The sequence below is a fragment of the Pseudomonas sp. Leaf15 genome, from assembly GCF_001421425.1.
Taxonomy (GTDB): Bacteria; Pseudomonadota; Gammaproteobacteria; order Pseudomonadales; family Pseudomonadaceae; genus Aquipseudomonas; species Aquipseudomonas salomonii.
The window spans coordinates 300,178-318,878 of the sequence record NZ_LMKI01000001.1 but is presented as its reverse complement, the minus strand read 5'-3'; the positions used below and the strand labels follow the sequence as shown (position 1 = coordinate 318,878).

Below are 18,701 nucleotides of genomic sequence, written 5' to 3'. Positions count from 1 at the left end.
TCCGATGCGTTTTGCCGTTCTCGGCAGCGGTAGCCAAGGGAACGGCACGCTGGTCGCACATGACGACACGTATGTGCTGGTGGATTGTGGTTTCTCGTTAAAAGAAACCGAGCGGCGCCTGCTGCGCCTGGGGGTTCACCCCTCGCAGCTGAGCGCAATTGTGGTGACCCACGAACATGCCGACCACGTGCATGGCGTGGGTTTGCTGTCTCGGCGCTACAATCTTCCGGTGTACCTGAGTCGCGGCACCTTGCGCGGGATGCGCAAACCCATAGAACCCGCAGGTTTCCTGGCCGGTGGCGAGACGCTGCAGGTCGGTGCGTTGAGCATCGACGTAGTTGCCGTAGCGCACGACGCCCAGGAACCGACGCAGTATGTATTCAGTGGCGGTCAGCGGCGTTTCGGCGTACTCACCGACCTGGGCTCCTACTGCTCCAGGGTACTGGACGGTTACCGTGACCTCGATGCCTTGATGATCGAGTCCAACCACTGCCGCGACCTGCTGGCACGTGGTCATTACCCCTACTTTCTCAAGCAGCGGGTAGGCGGCGAACTGGGACATTTGAACAACCACCAGGCGGCGTACCTGGTGTATGAGTTGGGCTGGCAAGACTTGCAACACCTGGTCCTGGCCCACCTGAGCAGCAAGAACAACCTGCCTGCGCTTGCGCGGCAATGTTTTGTCGACACCCTCGGGTGCGACCCGGACTGGCTGCAACTGGCCGATCAAGATTCAGGGCTCGATTGGCGACACATCGCCTAGCCCACCATTTAGCAAGCGGAGCCCATCATGGAAAAACGTGAAGAACTCTACCGCGGCAAAGCCAAGTCGGTATACAAGACCGACGACGCCAACCGCCTGATCCTGCTGTTTCGCAACGACACCTCGGCGTTCGACGGCAAGCGCATCGAACAGCTTGATCGCAAAGGCATGGTGAACAACAAGTTCAACGCCTTCATCATGCAAAAGCTCGAAGCGGCCGGCATTCCGACCCAATTCGACAAACTGTTGGGCGACAACGAGTGCCTGGTCAAGAAGCTCGACATGATCCCGGTCGAATGCGTCGTGCGTAACTACGCCGCCGGCAGCCTGGTCAAGCGCCTGGGCGTGGAAGAGGGCCTCAAGCTCAACCCTTACACGTTCGAACTGTTCCTGAAGGACGACGCCAAGGGCGACCCGTTCATCAACGAATCCCACGTCGTGGCATTCGGCTGGGGCACCGCTGAGCAACTGGTACGCATGAAAGAGTTGTCCCTCAAGGTCAACGACGTGCTGAGCAAGCTGTTCGACGACGCAGGCCTGCTGCTGGTCGACTTCAAACTCGAATTCGGCGTGTTCCACGACGGCACTATCGTCCTGGGCGACGAATTCAGCCCGGACGGCTGCCGCCTGTGGGACAAAGCCACCAAGAAGAAGATGGACAAAGACCGCTTCCGCCAGGGCCTCGGTGACGTCATCGAAGCCTACGAAGAAGTCGCCAACCGTCTCGGCGTACCGCTGTAATCGACGCAAGCATCTGATAGCACGGAAAAAAATCGATTTTTTGGTTTGCTTTCGCGAAACACACTGTTATGATGCGCGCCGTTGGAGAGATGCCAGAGTGGCCGAATGGGACGGATTCGAAATCCGTTGTACCTTCACCGGTACCTAGGGTTCGAATCCCTATCTCTCCGCCATACTTACAAAAGCCCCGTAGATCAAGGTCTCGGGGCTTTTTGCATTTCAGGTTTCTACGTAAAGATTCTACGTAAAAATCATCGCCCCGCCTCCCTCCGTTTCCCCTAAAACGTTTTTGCCAGTAGGGCTTCCTCGTGTGTTCTCATCATTTGCTAGCGCTCTGTAGGGCTACAGGGGGTGCTACGCCTACGACTCCAAAGCACCGCCACGCACGGTGTCAGCGTTTTCATCCAAGTTCCTAGTGAACCTCTCGACAAGCAAATGTAGAAAAGCTCGCAGTCAATGTCTTTAGCGCGTCTGAACCTGCCTGCGCGGGGTTTGATGGCGTTATGCCGGTAGTAATGCTACTTTTGCACGATAAAAATTTATTCAAGGAATGATGTGAATGTCTGAAGTTGCCGAGGCGCTAAAAAGATTTTTTAATGAAGCCACCTATCCGGTGATATTCATTGGAGCTGGTGTTTCAGTACGTGCGGGCCTCCCGACATGGAAGCAGCTAGTCACTAGTATGGCAGAAGGGTTGAGACAATCTGATCCTCTAACTACTCAGCAAATGTTAGAGTGTGTTAGAGAAGGCGAATATACATTGGCGGTTGACTACTTTAACATCAGTAGAAAAATGCTAGAAGGCGAAAAAAGAAAGTTGATTCGGCAACAGCTTAAAACTTTTAATATAGATACTATTCGTCCAATTGCTCGATTACCATTTCGTGCTTGTTTGACTACAAATTTCGACAGGAGTATGTTGGAGGTTATCGCGGCTGAGAGGCATTTATCTGCACTGGATTTTAAATATGGAGATATGTCATTCAGGCAAGCTCAGTGGGAAGAGGACCTTTTTGTTGCTCGTATACACGGTGCTGCGGAAGTTGCAGAGTCAATAATATTGTCTGAAAGTCAGTTTAAGGTATTGCTTGAGGATGATAGCTACAAGGATTTACTTAGGGCTTGCTTTGTAAATCGAAATGTATTGTTTGTAGGTTTTTCGTTCTATGATCCGGCAGTTAGACATATATTTGAAGATCTAGATCGACGTTTTGGTGCGGCTTCTCCTGGGCGGCACATGGCTCTTCTTCCTCAGGACATAAGTTCGGAGTTTCTTCAGAAGGCTGCTAGATTAAATATTGAAGTTATAAAATACGATTCGGAAAATTATCACTCTGCCCTATGGGCTTCCATAGAAGAATTTAATGGGTTTTCAACTGTTGTTGAGGAACTACCTTTTGAATCAGTGCGTACTCCCTTTGAGTCCACTAAACGTTATCTGGCCGCATGCTACGCACGAGCGAAAACTCAAGACTCATCTATGGCCCTTAGAGAGGCTGTGCTTGAGGGGATTGTCTCTGCATTATTGCAGGAAGCTGCACCTGCTGCTATTTCTCGTGCAGATATACTTGAGAAAATAAGACTGGCACTAGGTTTAAAGGGGCGTGATGCGGAAAATATTTTAAATAAAGCAACGGTTTCACTCATAGATGAGGGGTTGTGTGTAAAAATTCGCGGAACAAAGGAGAAGGGAGCTAAGTACTCGTGGAGGGGTGGGGAGATAGGTGGAAGTTCCTTGGATTCGGCAATAAATACTTTGAGTGAAAGTATTGCTAGTCGTGCATTTTTGGAGGAAGGGTGGAAAATTGATTCAATTATTAAGGATAAAGTGGTTATAGTTTTTAATCATTTGATTAAGCGTAGAGGGTGGGACTTGGGAGCGTCTTTTGCCTCAGGTAGGCCCCCGGAGATAATTGCGATTGATTCTGTTTTTAACGAGTGTTCTCTTAGTCTAGCGGCTTATGATAGAGAAAGATTGCTTCGTGTGTTTACTAATATGCTTATCCATCCTTCTGCTGATGAGTCTCAATTGTTGGGAGAGTTAGGGCGGATAAGTTTTGCTATGGAGATGGCTTTTCATTCTCCACAAAAAACGCTATTGCATAATGCGGTGTTACCGCGTTCAATTTATTTTGATGCAAACGTTCTTTTGCCCGCCTTGGTGGTTGGGCATCCTTTCAATCAGGTATATCAAGAAGTTATATCACGTTTGAAGTCAGCGTCTCAGTCTGCTGCGCTTAAATTGGATCTTAATGTTTGTCAAGTATACCTTAATGAAATTATAAGCCATCGAAAAAATGCTTTGGCATATTGTGAAGAAGCTGGTGATGAGTTTGCAAAAATTGCTCGTAGCGATGCTTTATACAATGGTGTTACGAATCTCAATGTGTTTGTGGGTGCCTATGCTAACTGGGTTGAGAATAACGAAGAGATCAGCTTTAAGGATTTTTTGTTAAGATTTGCTCCATATAATACAGAAGGGCAGTTGCGTACGTGGTTGATAGCTAAAGGGTTTAAAATTACAAACTCTTATAAAAACTCAAAATACCCTGAGTATTATTCCAGTCTAGAAAAAGCATATGCTGGCTCACTTACCAATGGCAAAACTCCAATTTTGATGGAGCATGATGCTATACAGTTGTCCATTCTTGATTCGGATATAAGTAAGGGTGAGAAAACATTATTCGTGACTGGAGATAGAAGGCTCCAGCAGATTGCTCTGGGCTTTAAGAATAGCTCCATTTCAGAGATGATGATTAGTCATGTTGGGTTAGTGCAGTTGATTGAGCTTGTTTTGGGTGGTATTTCCGAAGGGGCTGGATTTACAGAGCTTTTATGGAGTGCGCGAATCTCCAATAAGGCCCAGGCCGTACGTTCACATTTGGTCGCCCTTGGGTTGGCTGAATATAATGATAGTATCGCTTTGTCAATGCCTGCCATGATTGAAAGCTTTAGTGCTGTTGCGGCCAAAGAACTTGAACGAACTGATTCCGACTTGGATTCTTCTGATCCAAAACTTCGCGTAAAAGCTTTTAAAACATTAGGTGGGCTGGAAGAGAATTATCTCAAAAATATGCACTTGGCAGTCGATAGGTTGCAGAAGCGTGAATTGGCGTGAGAAAAAACAATTCAAATAATATTTTTTAGAATGACTATTGTTAGAAGGGCAATCGAATTTTCGATTGTCCGCGATAATAAATTTTCACATTGGTTGTCCACCAAATTGATATCTACTGTGTTGGCTAAAACTTCGTTACCACATGGTCTCCATGGAGGATTCGCCCCGCACACGCAGAAGCCCTATGGCAAAGGAGCAGAATCGGCCTCTTGCAAAACGCTTTCAAGCTCAACTACGAGCCCTGTAAGCGTGATCCCAAGGACTCTGCACAGATCTCGAAGCTGCACAACATCCATGCGGCGCATTCCGCTTTCAACGTCACTCATGAAGGACTGTGGGCGCCTTAGCGCCTTCGAACACTGGACCTGAGTTAGGCCTGCTTCTTTCCGATGCTTTTTCAGCAATGACATAAGCACAGCGTGTTCGTGTCTGTAGATCGTTTTGGGCATGGTCGTCAGCTATGGGGGTAGCTGTCCAAGCTATATCTGCTTTTCAGATATCTGAATTTCAGATATTTTGTCTGCTCAACCTTCCTTGTTTATCAGGTGAAAGCAGTCATGAATGAACGAATCTACGTGCTGAACGGCCAGAAGAAGACCACCAATCACATTTTGCATCTACTCCTATGCATACCTACAGCTGGGTTGTGGCTAGTGTTTTGGTTTCTTGTCGCCATGCAGAATAGTAGGCACAACAGAAGAATTGATAACAAAATCAGTCGGATACTAGAACATAAAGAAGATGGCCAGTCCGACGTGGAAGCGTACCAGGCTATTCGCAACGAGGATCAATACAAGAACAAAGTATTGTTGATCATCATTGTCGTGATCGTTTTTATCGTCTATCTGAACTCTCGTCACTGAGTGACGTTGGCTAAGAAAGGGGGCGAAGTTGGATTTGTAAGCCTCTGCTGGCCTCTTGGTCGTCGTGTATGCTGTACGGCGAAGTTTGGGCTGCCTAGCAAGAGTAAGGCTCTCATATCGCACTACAGGAGCTTGAAGGTGTAAAGTCGCTTGACAGATATGGTCTTAAAATGCATATTAGCCACTTTCCAGAAAACCAGTACCGAACGAACTCGACTGCCCAGTGCAATGTCAGGCGTCGGTTTTCGGCCGTCTGGATTTTGACCCAGCAAACTACCCGAGGCACTCGCCTATGAATTGAACTGACCACAGGAGAACCTATACATGCACGATCTGCGCCCCTCGGTTGCTGAAGTGACTACAATCGTAGTTGATGCAACTGTCATCAACAAAAGTACTGGCGAAATTCTCGGTGAATACACCAAGAACGAATACGTTCCGACGACGGATGTATATGAAATCCCACAGCCCGCTGCAAGCTCTATACAAACACGATTCCAGATTGATCCCGCTGCTTATGTTGTAGTCGGAGATTTTGCACCGAGCGCGTTGCCTGTAGATGACGTAATTGATTTGGATGCAGTGAGGGCCAAACGCGGACCGAAGCCTAAGGTTTTCTTGAATGCCCTTGCGCCTTTCATTCAAGTGGCTCACGCCGAGGAAATGCAGTGGTTGGACGACTTTGTTTACGGCGCCTGCTACACCTCTGGCGAGACTAGCAATGGAACCCTCAATGTCTCACCTTCGGATGTACGGAGGGTGTGCATGTTACCCCTGATCAGTACAGAAACCGTCAGGTCCGTGATTCGCACACGTAGCTTTGAACCCGTATCGGAAAGGCAGGCTCGTCGTATCGCCAAAGCAGCGAAGTTTGCCGTAGGTGGAATCGACCTCTATCTATCCCGGAACGTAAAAGTCATGGAAAGGCTAAAGTACGAGGTAGATTTCATCGATGCGTACTATGGGCCTGATGAAGATGAAATGAGTGCTTGAAATACAGTAGGATATAGAGAGAAGCGAACGATCCCATACCGAAAGGTATGAACATTAAATACGGTCGGATATAGAAAGCGTCAGTGCGGAGCACTAAAGTGTAATCGCACTTGGGGAGTGAAGTTCTTCGTATCGTCCCGATTTCGGATCAGTCCACCAGTAAATATATCCAGCATCACCATAACCCAAAATGCCGTTGCTCTTGATCTGTTGCACCGAAGGTGATGAGTAACAGTTGTCAGCGAGCGATGACGGTGAACTACTGAATGCGAACGCATTCGTTTATGCACGAAAAATCTAAGAGCAAGAGCGGTTCTGTGGTGATTTCTTTATGTATGGCTTCGGTTGGACAGGAAGTCCTGTGGCGATACGTCCACCGGGGGTGGAGACAAGCGTTAAGGTGAATGACTATACAGCGCCGCTGTGATGCTGATCCGCCTTGACCGTGTATCAGCTCTTGGCTGATCGGTGCACAGAGACTGACATTATCCGATAGCGGAAGCTATGAGGTTATCTGCCCCTACTGGCGAAGTCGTCTACCCAGCAGTCTGTTATTTGAGGTACGAGAGAATTCGTGTGCAGTTCTTGCCGGTGACTTTCCACCGCCGTGGGTCCGCTGTAGGCCGTACCATTTGGGTAATACAGAATTCCTTATGACCATCGGCGTAAATGATCACTGCCGTGGTGGTAGAGGTACCGTCTTCGTTCAAGTAGGCAGTGACATTCTCACTTTTCTCTGGACGCTTATCAGGGCCACCGTAGGGATCAGGGACAGGAGCCGAGTCAGCCGCATATGCTGCTTGGGCGAGCAGTAGAAATGTGAATGTGCAGATGAATTTCATGATGGGTCCTTCCACAGTGTAGGGGGTTCAATGAATGCAGTTGGACTTTACAGCGGCGCTGTGGGTAGTCCTATACCCTTAGGGCAAGCGTCCATCACAGAGAAGATTTCAATGGTGCATTGCACGGCGATATCCCAGCTAAAGGAAGCTACGGCCCTCCAGCGCTTGAGGTTTGAAATGTTACTCCGCAAACAAGGCTGGCAGCGAGTAACTGGTTACTCAGTCTGGACTACCTCCTACCAAGATGAATTGAACCGGGCACCCATTGCCAAGAAAGTAGACCAAGCCTTGAGGCAGGCCGCTCACCATGCTCGCCTGCCCACCATCGCTTACGTGGTGCAGATTGGTGATAGCCCTCTCATCCATCTTGGAGAGCCTGCACAGCGCGAGCTGTAGGCAGTCATGCAGCCTTGGGGCGGAAGCCCCGAATCACCCAGCCAATAAGCCAGCCCATCACATACAGGCTGATGCACGTTCCCAGCCAGACCCCGGCCCAGATGGCGACGTGCATAAACTGCTTCGCTGGTAGATCTTTTAGATCCTGTATATGCCTCTGGTCTATGTCTTTTATCCGTTTCTCTACTTGGGCCAAAGTTTGGCTAGATTGTTGGTAGGTGCTTCGAGGCTTGATACCTGCGTCTCTGTTCTTGACGTTTTCCATCTCCATCTCCTGAATAACCTGATCAGCCTTGTACCAAGTCGTCAGATGGCTTTCGGTCTCTATCGTGTTGAAGACGACAATCACGGTTCCCACGCCTAGCAGGAAGCTCACCATCACCCACAGCCTTTGCCACCCGTTCAATCGTTCCATTCGCTTGCTCTCCTTGGTAGTGGGCATGATTATCCATGCTTGCGCCGTGGTGTCATACCCCCGCCAGCGCTACAGGTGCATACGGCGACGTATGAAGCGGACCCCTTGCCATGGGATTGAAATTTAGCAAGAGAATGTCTATGAGATAATTATTATGCGTATATATTCACCGTAACTAACGGTCTTGCTGCCGTTAATAATCGCAAGAAGATCGTTAATAACGATTATCGTGGGTGGCACCACTAAAAAATAAACTTGCACAGGTGTTTTGAGTAGGTATATGTTCGTGTCTCAACCACTTGCCGAGTAATGCCATGAACACTAACGTACTGCTTTCGTTTGACCTGAAACAGAACACAACTACAGAACACCGCGACCTCTTCGACGAATATTTGGAAGGGCACGGCTGGAAGGACTGCCCTGATGTCAGTAGCGCCAAGACAAAGGCTTTCAAGGGTGGCGACGCAGAAGGTGCCCAGATCACTGCTGTAAAGGAAGTTTACGAGGCTATATACCGCGCTAAGATCAAGGAGACTTCTTTTGTTATTCAGTGTGGCAACTTGGAGCCGGTTAGTAAGACGTATTTTTATTCTGACCCCTACGACGCGTTAATTAACAGCCTTGCTCGGTTTTCGTAAAACCCTCAACGAAACTATCAAACAACCTGGGCTAAACCCACCCAATTCCTGTGGCCGCTGTAAGCGTTCCATGCAAGTTTGAGAGTTGTAGCACGTCTGTAGCTCAGTGTTTCCGTGGCTTGTGGGGGAGAGTGGCTAAGTTCGACCTTGTGCTAAGTATCAAAACTGGTTTCTTGCACAGAATTCGCCACTCTGGCACCGAATCACGGTTTTCCACAGAATGGCAACATCCAGCCCCGGCAAGCTCGCCAGTGGGCTAGTCTCTTGGCACGACTGCTCAAGGACGACCCGCCATGCCTACCAAATCAGACCTCGTTATCCTCGTTGCCGACCTGTTGACGCTGCTTTGGGAAAATCAGTTGGCAACTGCTGCGTCTATTGAGGAGCTGGCCGTCTGGGTCAAATCTCAAGGTGGGGGTGACGCACATTCCCAAGCAGTGGAGGCCCTTGAAGCGCTAGACAGGAATGCCAGTGGCATTGCCGGGGGGATCATGGCCTTGCGTGGTTAGCGGCTATCAAAGATGTATACTTCTCTAGTAGTCGGATAACCACCCGTCCGATAGGTGATTCCACTATCAAATACCTATCCACTATTGGCTATCAGATAGTTTATCATTGATCTATCATCTCAATAGACTAAAGGATAGCCAGCCATGAATGCACATTTGTACTTGAGGGCCAGCACCAAGGATCAGGACGCCAATCGTGCCAAGGAATCCCTTGAGGCATTCGCTGCTGAGAAGGGCCTCGCCATTGCAGGCATTTACTCCGAGAACATCAGTGGGACCAAGCTCAATCGCCCTGCGTTGATGAAGCTTCTGGAAGCGGCGCAATCGGGTGACGTTCTTCTGTGCGAGTCAGTGGATAGGCTTAGCAGGCTCACACAGGCGGAGTGGGGCACGCTCAAGGCTGCTATTGAGGCCAAGGGGCTGCGCCTCGTTGTAATGACATTGCCCACTACCCACGCCTTGATCCAAGTTGGTGGAGTTGAAGGTGCTGTAATGACGGTGATCAACAACATGCTTGTGGATTTAATGGCGGCAATGGCGAGGATTGATCAAGACGCTCGTGTAGCACGTATCAGGCAAGGTCTACACATCAAGAGAGTGCGAGAACCAGACTGGAAGCCAGCCGGTAAGGGCAAGAATGCCGAATTGTGGAATAAGGTAGAGGCACTGATCGTGAAGAACCCAACCTTATCGGCTAATGATTTAGCCAAGCTGGCAGATTGTGGCGTTGCAACGGTGTACCGGATCAAACGTGAACTGAAAGCCTGACTGTAACGCCCCACAGAGCCCGCCTTGAGCGGGCTTCGTTGCATTTGATACCAAGTGACAGCACACAGCTCAGCGCCTGCCAGAAGCGAGCCCAGTGTCCCCTAGTCCAGCGTTTATTTTACATTTGCTCGCGTTCAGGTAGCCCCTGAGGGTCGCTTGCTTGAAACCAAGGGCAACTATCTGGGTGCAATGATCGTTTTCAGGCTGGCGAATCCAAACACCAGTCAAGGTGGTCCGAATTTTTCGGCGGAGAAGGGTACTTCCCAGAAAAAAGCCCTTAGGTAAATCCATCTACAGCAGCGCTGTAAGTATTGATTTAGAGCGGTTTATATAACTCAAGAGATAACGTTGTATTATACAAAGAAGAATCGCTACCACGTCCAGATAAGACTTGCAACAAATATTGCTCGACACGATAGTGGCATTTTGGTATAATACCCTTGACCTTCTACGCCGGTAACACCACTGCAAGGCTTGGATCAGCCCACAGATACCTACATACGTGTCCCTACAAATCAAAGCTCCGCTTTGGATCTTGATTTGCCCCAGAGCGGTAGCTCTCAAGTTAATACCCCTTCGACGTTCCGTCGTGAATGAAGTGCTCGATAGCGAAGCGCTATCAAAGTTAGAGATTTAATAGGCTTAAGCTGATCCCAAAAAGGCTGATCGTATGGGCACACTTGTGGATGGCATTCAAGTTGTTAACCCAGTTGAAACTGTATGTCATGATGGCACTTCGAACAGTCTAAGGAGCAGGGCGTGGAATTTTCGGACGAGTATCTGATGAGGATCAATGAGGATCCTATAGGCGTCGGGTTGGCAGTTTGTCGTACTGCGACTGGAAGGAGTAAGCCTGCGACTGCTGATGCGCACAGTGCGCTCCTCCTAGAGACTTCGTTGCTCTTGGGCACGATGGTAAAAAGTGGATTGTTGCAAACGACTGCTGTACCGCCCTCGATTGTTAACGGCCGCCTACGTAGGGCGGCAGATGGCTACACGTATGTTATGCACATCCAGCGGGAGATCGAGGGTATTCTGGCGCGTGAAAAGGCCGTCCAGCGTCAGTCAGAAATGGAACAGCGCTTTGACCGTCTGATTACTGGTAGCTTCGGTTATGAGCTCACTGAAGGTGACCTCAATGAAGTGCAAGATTTGTTGAACCGTCTCCGTGACCTAGTCACAAAAAGTGAAGAGCTAACTGATAATCACAAGGAGCGTTTGCTAAAGCGTTTGGAAGAGGTTCAGCAAGAGCTTCACAAGAAGCTCTCCAAGCTAGATAAACTTTACTGCCTTGCTATCGAGGTTAGCGTAGTAGCGGGCACGATTGGCAAGAACGCAGAGCCTCTTGTAAAAGTCGCCAAAGCTCTTTTCGGTATATCTTATCGGACCCATGCCCACACAGAGGGGCTCCCATCTAGTACAACACCGCAACTGCTTGGTGACGATAGCGTCTCAAACCTGCTCGACTAGTCGAGAACTTTGCGGCAATGCTTTCGCGTAAATGGTTTGTTCGCCACTATCTGTCATCAATATCTATTTTATATAGGCGACAGCTAGTGGCTTGGCATCGTGGGTAGCTTCCTGATGGCATCAAGCTTCTGTCTGGGTGATGAGCCCTTGCTGTATACATCGAACGTCACCGTTCCCGACTCATGACCAGCAATCTCCCTGATCAATCTGTCTGGTACATCTGCACGCACTAGCAGGGTGATGACCGTCGCACGGATCGAGTGGAATACGTGCGTACTGCCAAACCCTTTGGCCGTTTTCAATCTGCCAAACGCCTTGGAGAGTGCATCTGACCGAATGCCGTATTTGTTCTTGCTTTCGGATGGTATTAAGAACCCATCGGCAGACGCGGCGGCAAGGCGAGCAACGAGCCTCTTTAGCTTGGGATGAATCGGAACCTGTCTGATTCCAGCGACAGTCTTTGAGTCCGTGATATCGAACATTGTCACGCCTTCGACAGTGATCACGTTCTCCGTGCGAAGCTGGCATAACTCCTCGATTCGTCCACCGCTGTAGGTTCCCAACAGGATCAAGTCTGCAAGTGAGCTTAGGCCCTGCTCCTTTGCCGCCGCATGAAGGGTGCCAATCTCTTCAATGGTGAAAGCTTTCCTTGCTGCTTCCTTCTTTGCCTTGCCTTTGATGGTGGGTAGCGTGTGTTTTTCGAACGGGTTAACTTGGCCTTTATAGTTCTTTCGCCACTGCGGTTCATGCGTGCAAGCCCATTGCCAGAACTGACTACCAGCGAGCAGGTATTGCTGCTTGGTTTTGCTACTAAGCGTCATACCTTGCAACCAAGTGCTAACTGCATCGAAGTCGAGAGGACTACCGGATTGTTGAAGATGGTCCGATAGGCTCAACAGCTTCGCTTCCTGCTGGTTCACCGTCTTGAGTGCCACGTGATGTTCAAGGCGGTATGTGCGGAATGCTGCCAGACGTGTCTTGGTGATTGGGGAGCGAGCTTTGTAACTGGAAGGGTCTTTGATCAGGACTGCCAGTTCGTCCTTCTGGTCAGGGGTTAAGTTGTGACTTTCGGTAAGTCGTCTTCCCACAAACTCCTTGAACATGTCGGCTAGGTCATCCTCAAGCCTGATCATCCCCATTGGCTCACCACTGCGGCGCTCAATCATCGCTTTAAGAGCTGCTACTACCTCCGGGTTTTCCATCGCCTGCTTCACCGCTTCGGGATCAGGCTCTGGCAGAAGTGGGATTTTCTCGCCGATTCTTTCCCGTTTGGCGCTAGTCGCCATTTGGTCAAGTTGCTCAACCATCATGGCTACGTTGTCTTGCCAGCCATCCGGCAACTGTTTGCCTTGCCGTGCGATTTTTATCTGACTTTTCCAAGCGTGAAGGATAGGTAGGCGACGGTATAGGGCCTCTTCTCTCGATCCCGTTTTCAACGATTGGGATAGCACCCGGCGACCGCCAAATGCTTCCCGCACGTCCTTGGGAACGTCCAGCCTTACGTGGTACGTGCCGCCTTGGAGTTCTAGGTTGTTTGCCTTTGCCATGATCACCTACCAGCGGCCAATTCTACGTAAAGATTCTACGTAGATTCACATGGAAAGCCTTGTGGTACAATGGTTTCTGGGTTTTTCCGTGGCGTGTGGTGAGTCCCTATCTCTCCGCCATTATTGAATAACGAAAAACCCCCGATAACTTAATTGTTGTTGGGGGTTTTTTGTTTGGGGCAGAAATGTCGAGGCGATTTCTGCTACGGTCATTCATCAGATGACACGTGGGGCGCAACATGAACGTTGAGCAAGTGTTGGCTCACTTATTGGCCGGTATTCCTGATCTGATGGCGGTTTATATCTTTGGCAGTCAGGCGACAGGCGAGGCACATGCTGACAGCGATCTGGACTTGGCAGTGCTTGCTGCAGGCTCTGTGGATCCGCTGCTGTTGTGGCGGTTAGCTGGAGAGCTTGCTGACATTGTGGCGGTGCCCGTTGATTTACTCGACCTGCGGGCGGCGTCCACCGTCATGCAATATCAAGTCATAACCACAGGGCGCAGGCTCTGGAACAAGGACAGCCAGGCAGGTATTTTCGAGAGTTACATCCTCAGCGAAAAAACCGAGCTGGACACTGCAAGGGCAGGGTTGCTGGCCGATATCCAGAAGGAAGGAAAAGTGCATGGTCGATGATGTGCTCATTAACAAAGCGTCGAGCATTGAGCGTTGTGTCGCTCGCGCTCGCGAGGAATACGACAAGGACCCCGCCAGTTTCGCTACTGACTTCACCCGTCAGGATGCGGCGATTCTTAATATTCAGCGTGCGTGTGAAGCCGCTCTGGATATGGGGCAGCATCTAATTCGACGTGAACGACTGGGTGTTCCTCAGGGCGCTCGAGACGTGTTTGAGTTGCTGTCACGAGGCGGTTGGGTCCAATCGTCTCTGCTGACCAACCTGAAAAACATGGTCGGTTTCCGCAATATCGCAGTGCATGAGTATCAAACGCTTCAGTTGCCGATCACTGTTGCAATCATCACTCAGCATTTAGGTGATTTTCTGGCGTTTAGCGCCTTTATCCTGACTAAGGATGCAGTGCAGTCAGCGGTTGTCGCAGATACTGGGCTCATTTGAGCGAGCTTGACTTGGCCCCGGTGTGCTTTCTGTCCGAGCGCTATCTTGCGAAGGATGTCAGATCTACTGCTAGCTCAAACGCTCGCCCGCTTTACGATAATCCTGATCACGCTCCCGTTTATCAATGGCCACCACCACCACTGTGATTTCCTGATCGATCACCTGATAAACCAGCCTGTAACCGCTGCTGCGTAGCTTGATTTTGTAGCAGTCGGGCAGGTCATGCAGGCGATTGGCTTCAATACGTGGGTTGTCCAGGATGGCCACCAGCTTCTTTTTGAGCTGCTGACGAAGGGTGTCGCCGAGCTTTTGCCACTCCTTCAATGCACGCGCATCGAAATCAAGGCTATAGGTCATCTATAGAAACCTTTACCCGTTGAGGCGATGCCAATCGTTCCCGGACGGTGGCCATCAACGCTTCATCTTCCTCAGTCATCAGAACAGGCTTGAAAGGCAGCTGGCCGCGGTCCGCCACATATTGCAGGGCCTGGCGCATCAGTTCGGAAGGCGTAACGCCGAGCTTTTCCAGTTCGAGATAGGCACGCGCTTTCAGGTCGTCATCGATACGGATGCTTATAGTCGCCATGGGAAAGATCCTCGTGTAATGACATTGGTCATTACATTGGATCAAGAGGGGCTTATTGGCAAGCCTGTGGGGACGTATGGCGTTCGCATACTCCCTTGTTAGCGCATCACAATGTCCATGTGTCATAGAAGCTCCTCAGCACACCAGCGATCTTTTTTAGGCTAGCCCAGAGGCTCGGGTACACAAGCTTCATTGTGGGAACACTCATTACTGGGCATTTCCATAAGCGTGATTACCGGTGGCATTGGCTCTGCTGCTCCCGCACGGGCTTGCACTGGCCAAAGCAGGACGATAACCTTCCGCCGTCGCCCTCATGGCGACCGGTTTTGACAGACCGATTTACAGGTGTACGACCTCCATACGATTACGGCCCTTTTCTGCTGTGACGTCGTTTTATGGCGGCTGTGCGTGGGGCATCTTCGGGTGCGCCGGGTCCTGTATACCGGTCTGTCAACCCGCGCATAGCTGCCACCTGATTCTGTTTGACAGCAGAATGTGACAGCTCCCATTGCATACAGGAGCTACAAAATGAACATGACCAACCCTGATTCTGATTCCGAGTTTTCCCCTCGCAAAATCTTCCACGTAGGCGCCGACGTCGGCACCGAAGAGGCCCTGGCCAACGCCTCCGAAATCCTCGCATCCGCCCTTCAAACCGCCTACCAATGCGCCGAAGACCCGGACAGCACGCAGTCACCCGTGATCATGGGCCTGGCGCAATTGATCGAGAATGCTCAGGCATTGGTGGACGCTGCACTTGAGCGTCATTTCCCAGCGGATAAACCAGGCGACTAACCCTCTACCCTAAAACAAAAAAAAGCCTGCCGAGCTCAATGCTCAGCAGGCTTTTTAGTGGTTACCGAGTCGTATCAACCAGGCTGCGCGGCCAAGCTATTACTCACATTACGCCCCAACACCAGCACGGTCACAAACCCAAGCCCCACCAGCGCCGTGGCCAGGCTCAAGAGCATTGCGCTGCCCATCTGGTCCACGATCCGGCCGCCAAAGAACGAACCCAGGGCGATGATCACCTGGAACAGGGCAACGAACAGCGGCATGCCGCGTTCGACGTCTTTAGGTGCGACCACAAACATCCAGATACTCGCGCAGGCCGGGAAGGCGCCGAAGGCGAAGCCCCAGAGTGCGATCAGCATTGCGGCGCCGGTCATGCCGGTGGCGAAGTGAGGGAATAGCGCGGTGCTGGTGCCGATCATCAGCGCGACCAGCAGCAGGGTGTGGCGCACGCTGCGGTTGGCGGCGAAACCGGCAAAGACGTTGCCCATCACGCCGGCCACGCCATACAGCAGCAACAGTGAGCCGATGGTCGGGCCGTCGAAGCCTGAACTGTTTTTGAAGAACGGCGCGACATAGGTGTAGGCAGCAAAGTGCGCCAGGCCGATCAACAGCACGGCGATCAAGCCGACCCGCGCTTGTGGGTTGATAAACAAGGCCGGCAGGTCACGGATCTGGATGGCTTTTTCCGGAGTGAGTCGCGGCAGCAGGAACACCTGCGCCAGCAACACTGGCACGCCCACAATCGCGGTCACCAGGAAGGTCATGCGCCAGCCCATCAGGCCGCTGAGCCAGGTGCCGACGGGCACGCCCAGCACGGTGGCCAGGGTCACGCCCATCATGATGATCGAGGTGGCCTTCGCTACGCCCACGCCCTTGGGTGCCAAACGGCCGCTTAGAGCAATGGCCGTGGCCCAGAAGCCGCCGATGCTGATGCCGAGCAGGACACGGCCGAACAGCAGCAGGCTGAAGTCGCTGGCGTAGGCCACTACGGTGTTGGCGATGATCATGATCAGCGTCAAGCCGATCAGCAGGTAACGACGGTCCATGCTGCCAATGATCACCGACAGCAACGGCGCGGCGAGGGCGGCCATGATGCCGGGCAGGGTGACCATCAGGCCGGCGTGACCGGCACTGATGCCCAGGTCGCTGGCGACGTCGTTGAGCACGCCCACTGGCAGAAACTCACTGGTGACCAGGGCGAAAGCGCCTACGGCGACCGAGAGAATCGCCAGCCACTGCTGTTTGACACTTTGTTGATTATGTTCGGGACGGCCGCTGTGGGCCTGGCTGGGGCTTGGCATAGTGTCGGTTCCAGAAGGAATGTCGCCTGAAGCCAGGCGAAGGGGAGGGAAAGTGGAGGCGATTATAGGAACCGGTGCTGGCAATCACACAGGCGCTCGTTTCGATAATAACCATCAGTGCAATCGATTCGACGCTCTGGGGCGGCCTTTATGGCCGGTGAGCCGGCTTGCTGTGGCGAATAGTCTTGAGGTGAGCACGCTTGTTGTGGCGAGCAGGCTTGCCCTGCGTTGGGCTGCGTAGCGGCCCTGAAACCTGCCACCGCGATCTTCCTCCAGGCACTGGGCGCCTGGGATGGGGCGGCTTCGCCGCCCAACGCAGGGCAAGCCTGCTCGCCACAACGAGCCTGTTTGCCACACCAAACCTGCTTGCCACAGTGACAGTGTTTACGGTTGAACGGCGGTCTCTGCGGGCGTATGGGTGCTCTGCGCGGTCATCTGGTCATGGAGTTTCCTGGCTACACCCAAACGTGAGAGCTTGGTCAATATACAAAAAACCGCAAATATCGACAGACAGGCGATGAACAGCAAAAAGCCTTTTTGCTCTTTCAATCCGGTCTTTACGTTTTCAACGTAGGTGGGCGAAAGAAATAGCGTGCAAATAGTATTGATGGTGCCTTCAGAGAAGTCCTCGTTATAGAATTTTTCCAGTGCCGTCGGTGATTTGCACTCGTCCACAGACAGCGTATCACTGGGCCAGAAGTGGAATTTGGCGTTGTTTTCCGACAGATAGAAAGACGGCACGTCCGCGGCTTTTTTCAACGACACCATCAGGTAGCTGGAGTCAGCCAATGGCGGCGTGATGCTGATAATCGCCAGGAAGAAGATGCCCAACCCCAAATACAAATTACGTTTAAAGGGTGTGATCATTGCCTCTTTAAGCGATAACTGAGTGAAGTCTTTCCAGTCAATGTACTTTCTGATTCTGGACACATCGTTGTAACTGAAGTGGTTATCAGTGATCCATTTATCCGCCTGCCGCGCGTGTTCCAGGTTTTGTGCGGGGATATTGAATTCGAACCGATAGTATTCAACTTCGCGCAGGTCTTTGCGGGTGGCTTCATATTTTGGGTTTTCAAACGTGGTCGAGCCACCGAAGAACCGCCACATCAAGTCACGCAGAAATATCAATGAGCCCGAGCGTGAGTAGATATATAAAACCAGCGCACATATTGCCAGGCCACTGAGCAGCCCGACGATGGCGGCGTAGTTTTGGAATGTCCAGGTGACGATATTGTCGTTGAGTGCAGGTTGGGACATGCAGGGTCATCCTTGAAGGGTTATTAGAGCGGCGCGCTGGCGAAGTTGCCGTGGCTGGCCGGGCGGAAATCTAATAAAAACAAGGCGACTTTTCAAACATTATCATTGTGTGAGCATCGAACTGGGCGGGTACTACATAGCGCAGGAATCTTTCTTACATATTTTAAAAACAAAGGCTACAGGCAGTTCGTTGCGAACGGATATTTAACTCACTATCTTCTGACTACGAGTCGTTCACTCGCAGGTTTTCCCTCAAACGCAAAGGAAATGCACCATGAGCAAAAACACCAAAAAGACCTCCAGCACGATGGCGACGTTGGCCGCCGAAACCCTGAATAATCCAAACGCCTCGGCCATCGCCAAAAGCCTGGCCGCGTCAGCGCTGTCCCAGACCGGTACGGATAAGCAGACGAGCGCGCACATGGAGGAAAAAGCCGGCAAAGCCCTTCAAAGTGATAAATACAGTGAGGAGACCAAGTCCCTGGCGGCATCGGTCCTCTCTCAAGCCAACAAAGAGCGTGGCAACTGAGTCATAAAAACCGCATAAAAACGCCCCGTCGCTGAATCAGCGGCGGGGCTTCTTCGTTTCACTATCAGCAAAAATTATTCGTCCCTCACCGAATAA

At 51.1% G+C, this 18,701-nt stretch carries 20 protein-coding genes and 1 tRNA gene; 14 read left to right on the top strand and 7 right to left on the bottom strand.

The window, feature by feature from the left end; translation table 11 throughout:
- Positions 1 to 4 precede the first annotated feature (4 nt).
- The 4 genes from ASE80_RS01585 (at position 5) to ASE80_RS01570 (ending at position 4,622) form a co-directional block, all read left to right on the top strand.
- The gene (locus ASE80_RS01585) at positions 5 to 763 is read left to right on the top strand and encodes an MBL fold metallo-hydrolase (RefSeq protein WP_056857363.1); all 759 of its coding nucleotides are present in this window, start codon (positions 5 to 7) and stop codon (positions 761 to 763) included.
- A gap of 27 nt (positions 764 to 790) precedes the next feature.
- Positions 791 to 1,504, top strand: a complete 714-nt coding sequence (gene purC / locus ASE80_RS01580) for a phosphoribosylaminoimidazolesuccinocarboxamide synthase (protein WP_017137340.1) — start codon at positions 791 to 793, stop codon at positions 1,502 to 1,504.
- Positions 1,505 to 1,587: 83 nt separating this feature from the next.
- Positions 1,588 to 1,677: transfer RNA gene (locus ASE80_RS01575), tRNA-Ser, on the top strand.
- A gap of 386 nt (positions 1,678 to 2,063) precedes the next feature.
- Positions 2,064 to 4,622, top strand: a complete 2,559-nt coding sequence (locus ASE80_RS01570) for an SIR2 family protein (protein ID WP_056857362.1) — start codon at positions 2,064 to 2,066, stop codon at positions 4,620 to 4,622.
- Positions 4,623 to 4,804: 182 nt separating this feature from the next.
- On the opposite strand, the gene ASE80_RS29685 is transcribed toward ASE80_RS01570, so the two are convergent.
- Positions 4,805 to 5,071, bottom strand: a complete 267-nt coding sequence (locus tag ASE80_RS29685) for a helix-turn-helix domain-containing protein (protein WP_082463545.1) — start codon at positions 5,069 to 5,071, stop codon at positions 4,805 to 4,807.
- A 108-nt stretch (positions 5,072 to 5,179) separates the two neighbouring features.
- Here ASE80_RS29685 and ASE80_RS01565 point away from each other — a divergent pair, with 108 nt between their 5' ends.
- On the top strand, positions 5,180 to 5,485 hold the full coding sequence (locus ASE80_RS01565; RefSeq protein WP_056857361.1) for a hypothetical protein: 306 nt from the start codon (positions 5,180 to 5,182) through the stop codon (positions 5,483 to 5,485).
- Between the two features lie 324 nt (positions 5,486 to 5,809).
- Positions 5,810 to 6,478 (top strand): hypothetical protein, encoded by a 669-nt coding sequence (locus ASE80_RS01560; RefSeq protein WP_056857360.1) that lies wholly within the window; start codon positions 5,810 to 5,812, stop codon positions 6,476 to 6,478.
- A gap of 1,242 nt (positions 6,479 to 7,720) precedes the next feature.
- On the opposite strand, the gene ASE80_RS01545 is transcribed toward ASE80_RS01560, so the two are convergent.
- A complete protein-coding gene (locus ASE80_RS01545; RefSeq protein ID WP_056857357.1) occupies positions 7,721 to 8,131 on the bottom strand; it encodes a hypothetical protein in 411 nt (136 codons plus the stop codon).
- A 314-nt stretch (positions 8,132 to 8,445) separates the two neighbouring features.
- Between ASE80_RS01545 and ASE80_RS01540 the strand changes: the two genes are divergently transcribed.
- The 4 genes from ASE80_RS01540 (at position 8,446) to ASE80_RS01525 (ending at position 11,516) form a co-directional block, all read left to right on the top strand.
- Entirely contained in the window at positions 8,446 to 8,769 is a 324-nt protein-coding gene (locus tag ASE80_RS01540) for a hypothetical protein (RefSeq protein WP_056857356.1), read from the top strand.
- Positions 8,770 to 9,062: 293 nt separating this feature from the next.
- On the top strand, positions 9,063 to 9,278 hold the full coding sequence (locus ASE80_RS01535) for a hypothetical protein (RefSeq protein ID WP_056857355.1): 216 nt from the start codon (positions 9,063 to 9,065) through the stop codon (positions 9,276 to 9,278).
- 144 nt (positions 9,279 to 9,422) lie between these two features.
- Positions 9,423 to 10,046 (top strand): recombinase family protein, encoded by a 624-nt coding sequence (locus ASE80_RS01530; protein WP_056857354.1) that lies wholly within the window; start codon positions 9,423 to 9,425, stop codon positions 10,044 to 10,046.
- A gap of 759 nt (positions 10,047 to 10,805) precedes the next feature.
- Entirely contained in the window at positions 10,806 to 11,516 is a 711-nt protein-coding gene (locus ASE80_RS01525; RefSeq protein WP_056857353.1) for a hypothetical protein, read from the top strand.
- Between the two features lie 83 nt (positions 11,517 to 11,599).
- Here the strand turns inward: ASE80_RS01525 and ASE80_RS01520 are convergent, their stop codons facing one another.
- Positions 11,600 to 13,063, bottom strand: coding sequence for a site-specific integrase (locus ASE80_RS01520; protein WP_056857352.1), 1,464 nt, complete (start codon positions 13,061 to 13,063; stop codon positions 11,600 to 11,602).
- A 239-nt stretch (positions 13,064 to 13,302) separates the two neighbouring features.
- Here ASE80_RS01520 and mntA point away from each other — a divergent pair, with 239 nt between their 5' ends.
- Both mntA and hepT read left to right on the top strand, forming a co-directional pair.
- A complete protein-coding gene (mntA, locus tag ASE80_RS01515) occupies positions 13,303 to 13,698 on the top strand; it encodes a type VII toxin-antitoxin system MntA family adenylyltransferase antitoxin (protein ID WP_056857351.1) in 396 nt (131 codons plus the stop codon).
- Entirely contained in the window at positions 13,688 to 14,137 is a 450-nt protein-coding gene (gene hepT / locus ASE80_RS01510; protein ID WP_056857350.1) for a type VII toxin-antitoxin system HepT family RNase toxin, read from the top strand. Before mntA ends, hepT begins: the two co-directional genes overlap by 11 nt.
- A 69-nt stretch (positions 14,138 to 14,206) precedes the next feature.
- On the opposite strand, the gene ASE80_RS01505 is transcribed toward hepT, so the two are convergent.
- Both ASE80_RS01505 and ASE80_RS01500 read right to left on the bottom strand, forming a co-directional pair.
- Positions 14,207 to 14,494 (bottom strand): type II toxin-antitoxin system RelE family toxin, encoded by a 288-nt coding sequence (locus ASE80_RS01505; RefSeq protein WP_056857349.1) that lies wholly within the window; start codon positions 14,492 to 14,494, stop codon positions 14,207 to 14,209.
- On the bottom strand, positions 14,484 to 14,723 hold the full coding sequence (locus ASE80_RS01500) for a type II toxin-antitoxin system RelB/DinJ family antitoxin (RefSeq protein WP_026013721.1): 240 nt from the start codon (positions 14,721 to 14,723) through the stop codon (positions 14,484 to 14,486). The genes ASE80_RS01505 and ASE80_RS01500 overlap by 11 nt, the downstream gene beginning before the upstream one ends.
- Positions 14,724 to 15,251: 528 nt before the next feature.
- On the opposite strand from ASE80_RS01500, the gene ASE80_RS01495 reads away from it, so the two are divergent.
- Positions 15,252 to 15,518, top strand: coding sequence for a DUF6124 family protein (locus ASE80_RS01495; RefSeq protein ID WP_056857348.1), 267 nt, complete (start codon positions 15,252 to 15,254; stop codon positions 15,516 to 15,518).
- Positions 15,519 to 15,592: 74 nt separating this feature from the next.
- Here ASE80_RS01495 and ASE80_RS01490 read toward each other — a convergent pair whose 3' ends face one another.
- Positions 15,593 to 16,819, bottom strand: coding sequence for an MFS transporter (locus ASE80_RS01490; RefSeq protein WP_056857347.1), 1,227 nt, complete (start codon positions 16,817 to 16,819; stop codon positions 15,593 to 15,595).
- A gap of 384 nt (positions 16,820 to 17,203) precedes the next feature.
- Positions 17,204 to 18,076 carry a DUF6216 family protein gene (locus tag ASE80_RS01485; protein WP_056857346.1) on the bottom strand — a complete coding sequence of 291 codons (873 nt, stop codon included), beginning with the start codon at positions 18,074 to 18,076 and terminating at the stop codon, positions 17,204 to 17,206.
- 274 nt (positions 18,077 to 18,350) lie between these two features.
- Between ASE80_RS01485 and ASE80_RS01480 the strand changes: the two genes are divergently transcribed.
- Positions 18,351 to 18,605: a hypothetical protein gene (locus ASE80_RS01480; RefSeq protein WP_056857345.1), complete on the top strand. Its 255-nt coding sequence runs from the start codon at positions 18,351 to 18,353 to the stop codon at positions 18,603 to 18,605.
- The last annotated feature ends 96 nt before the right edge of the window (positions 18,606 to 18,701 follow it).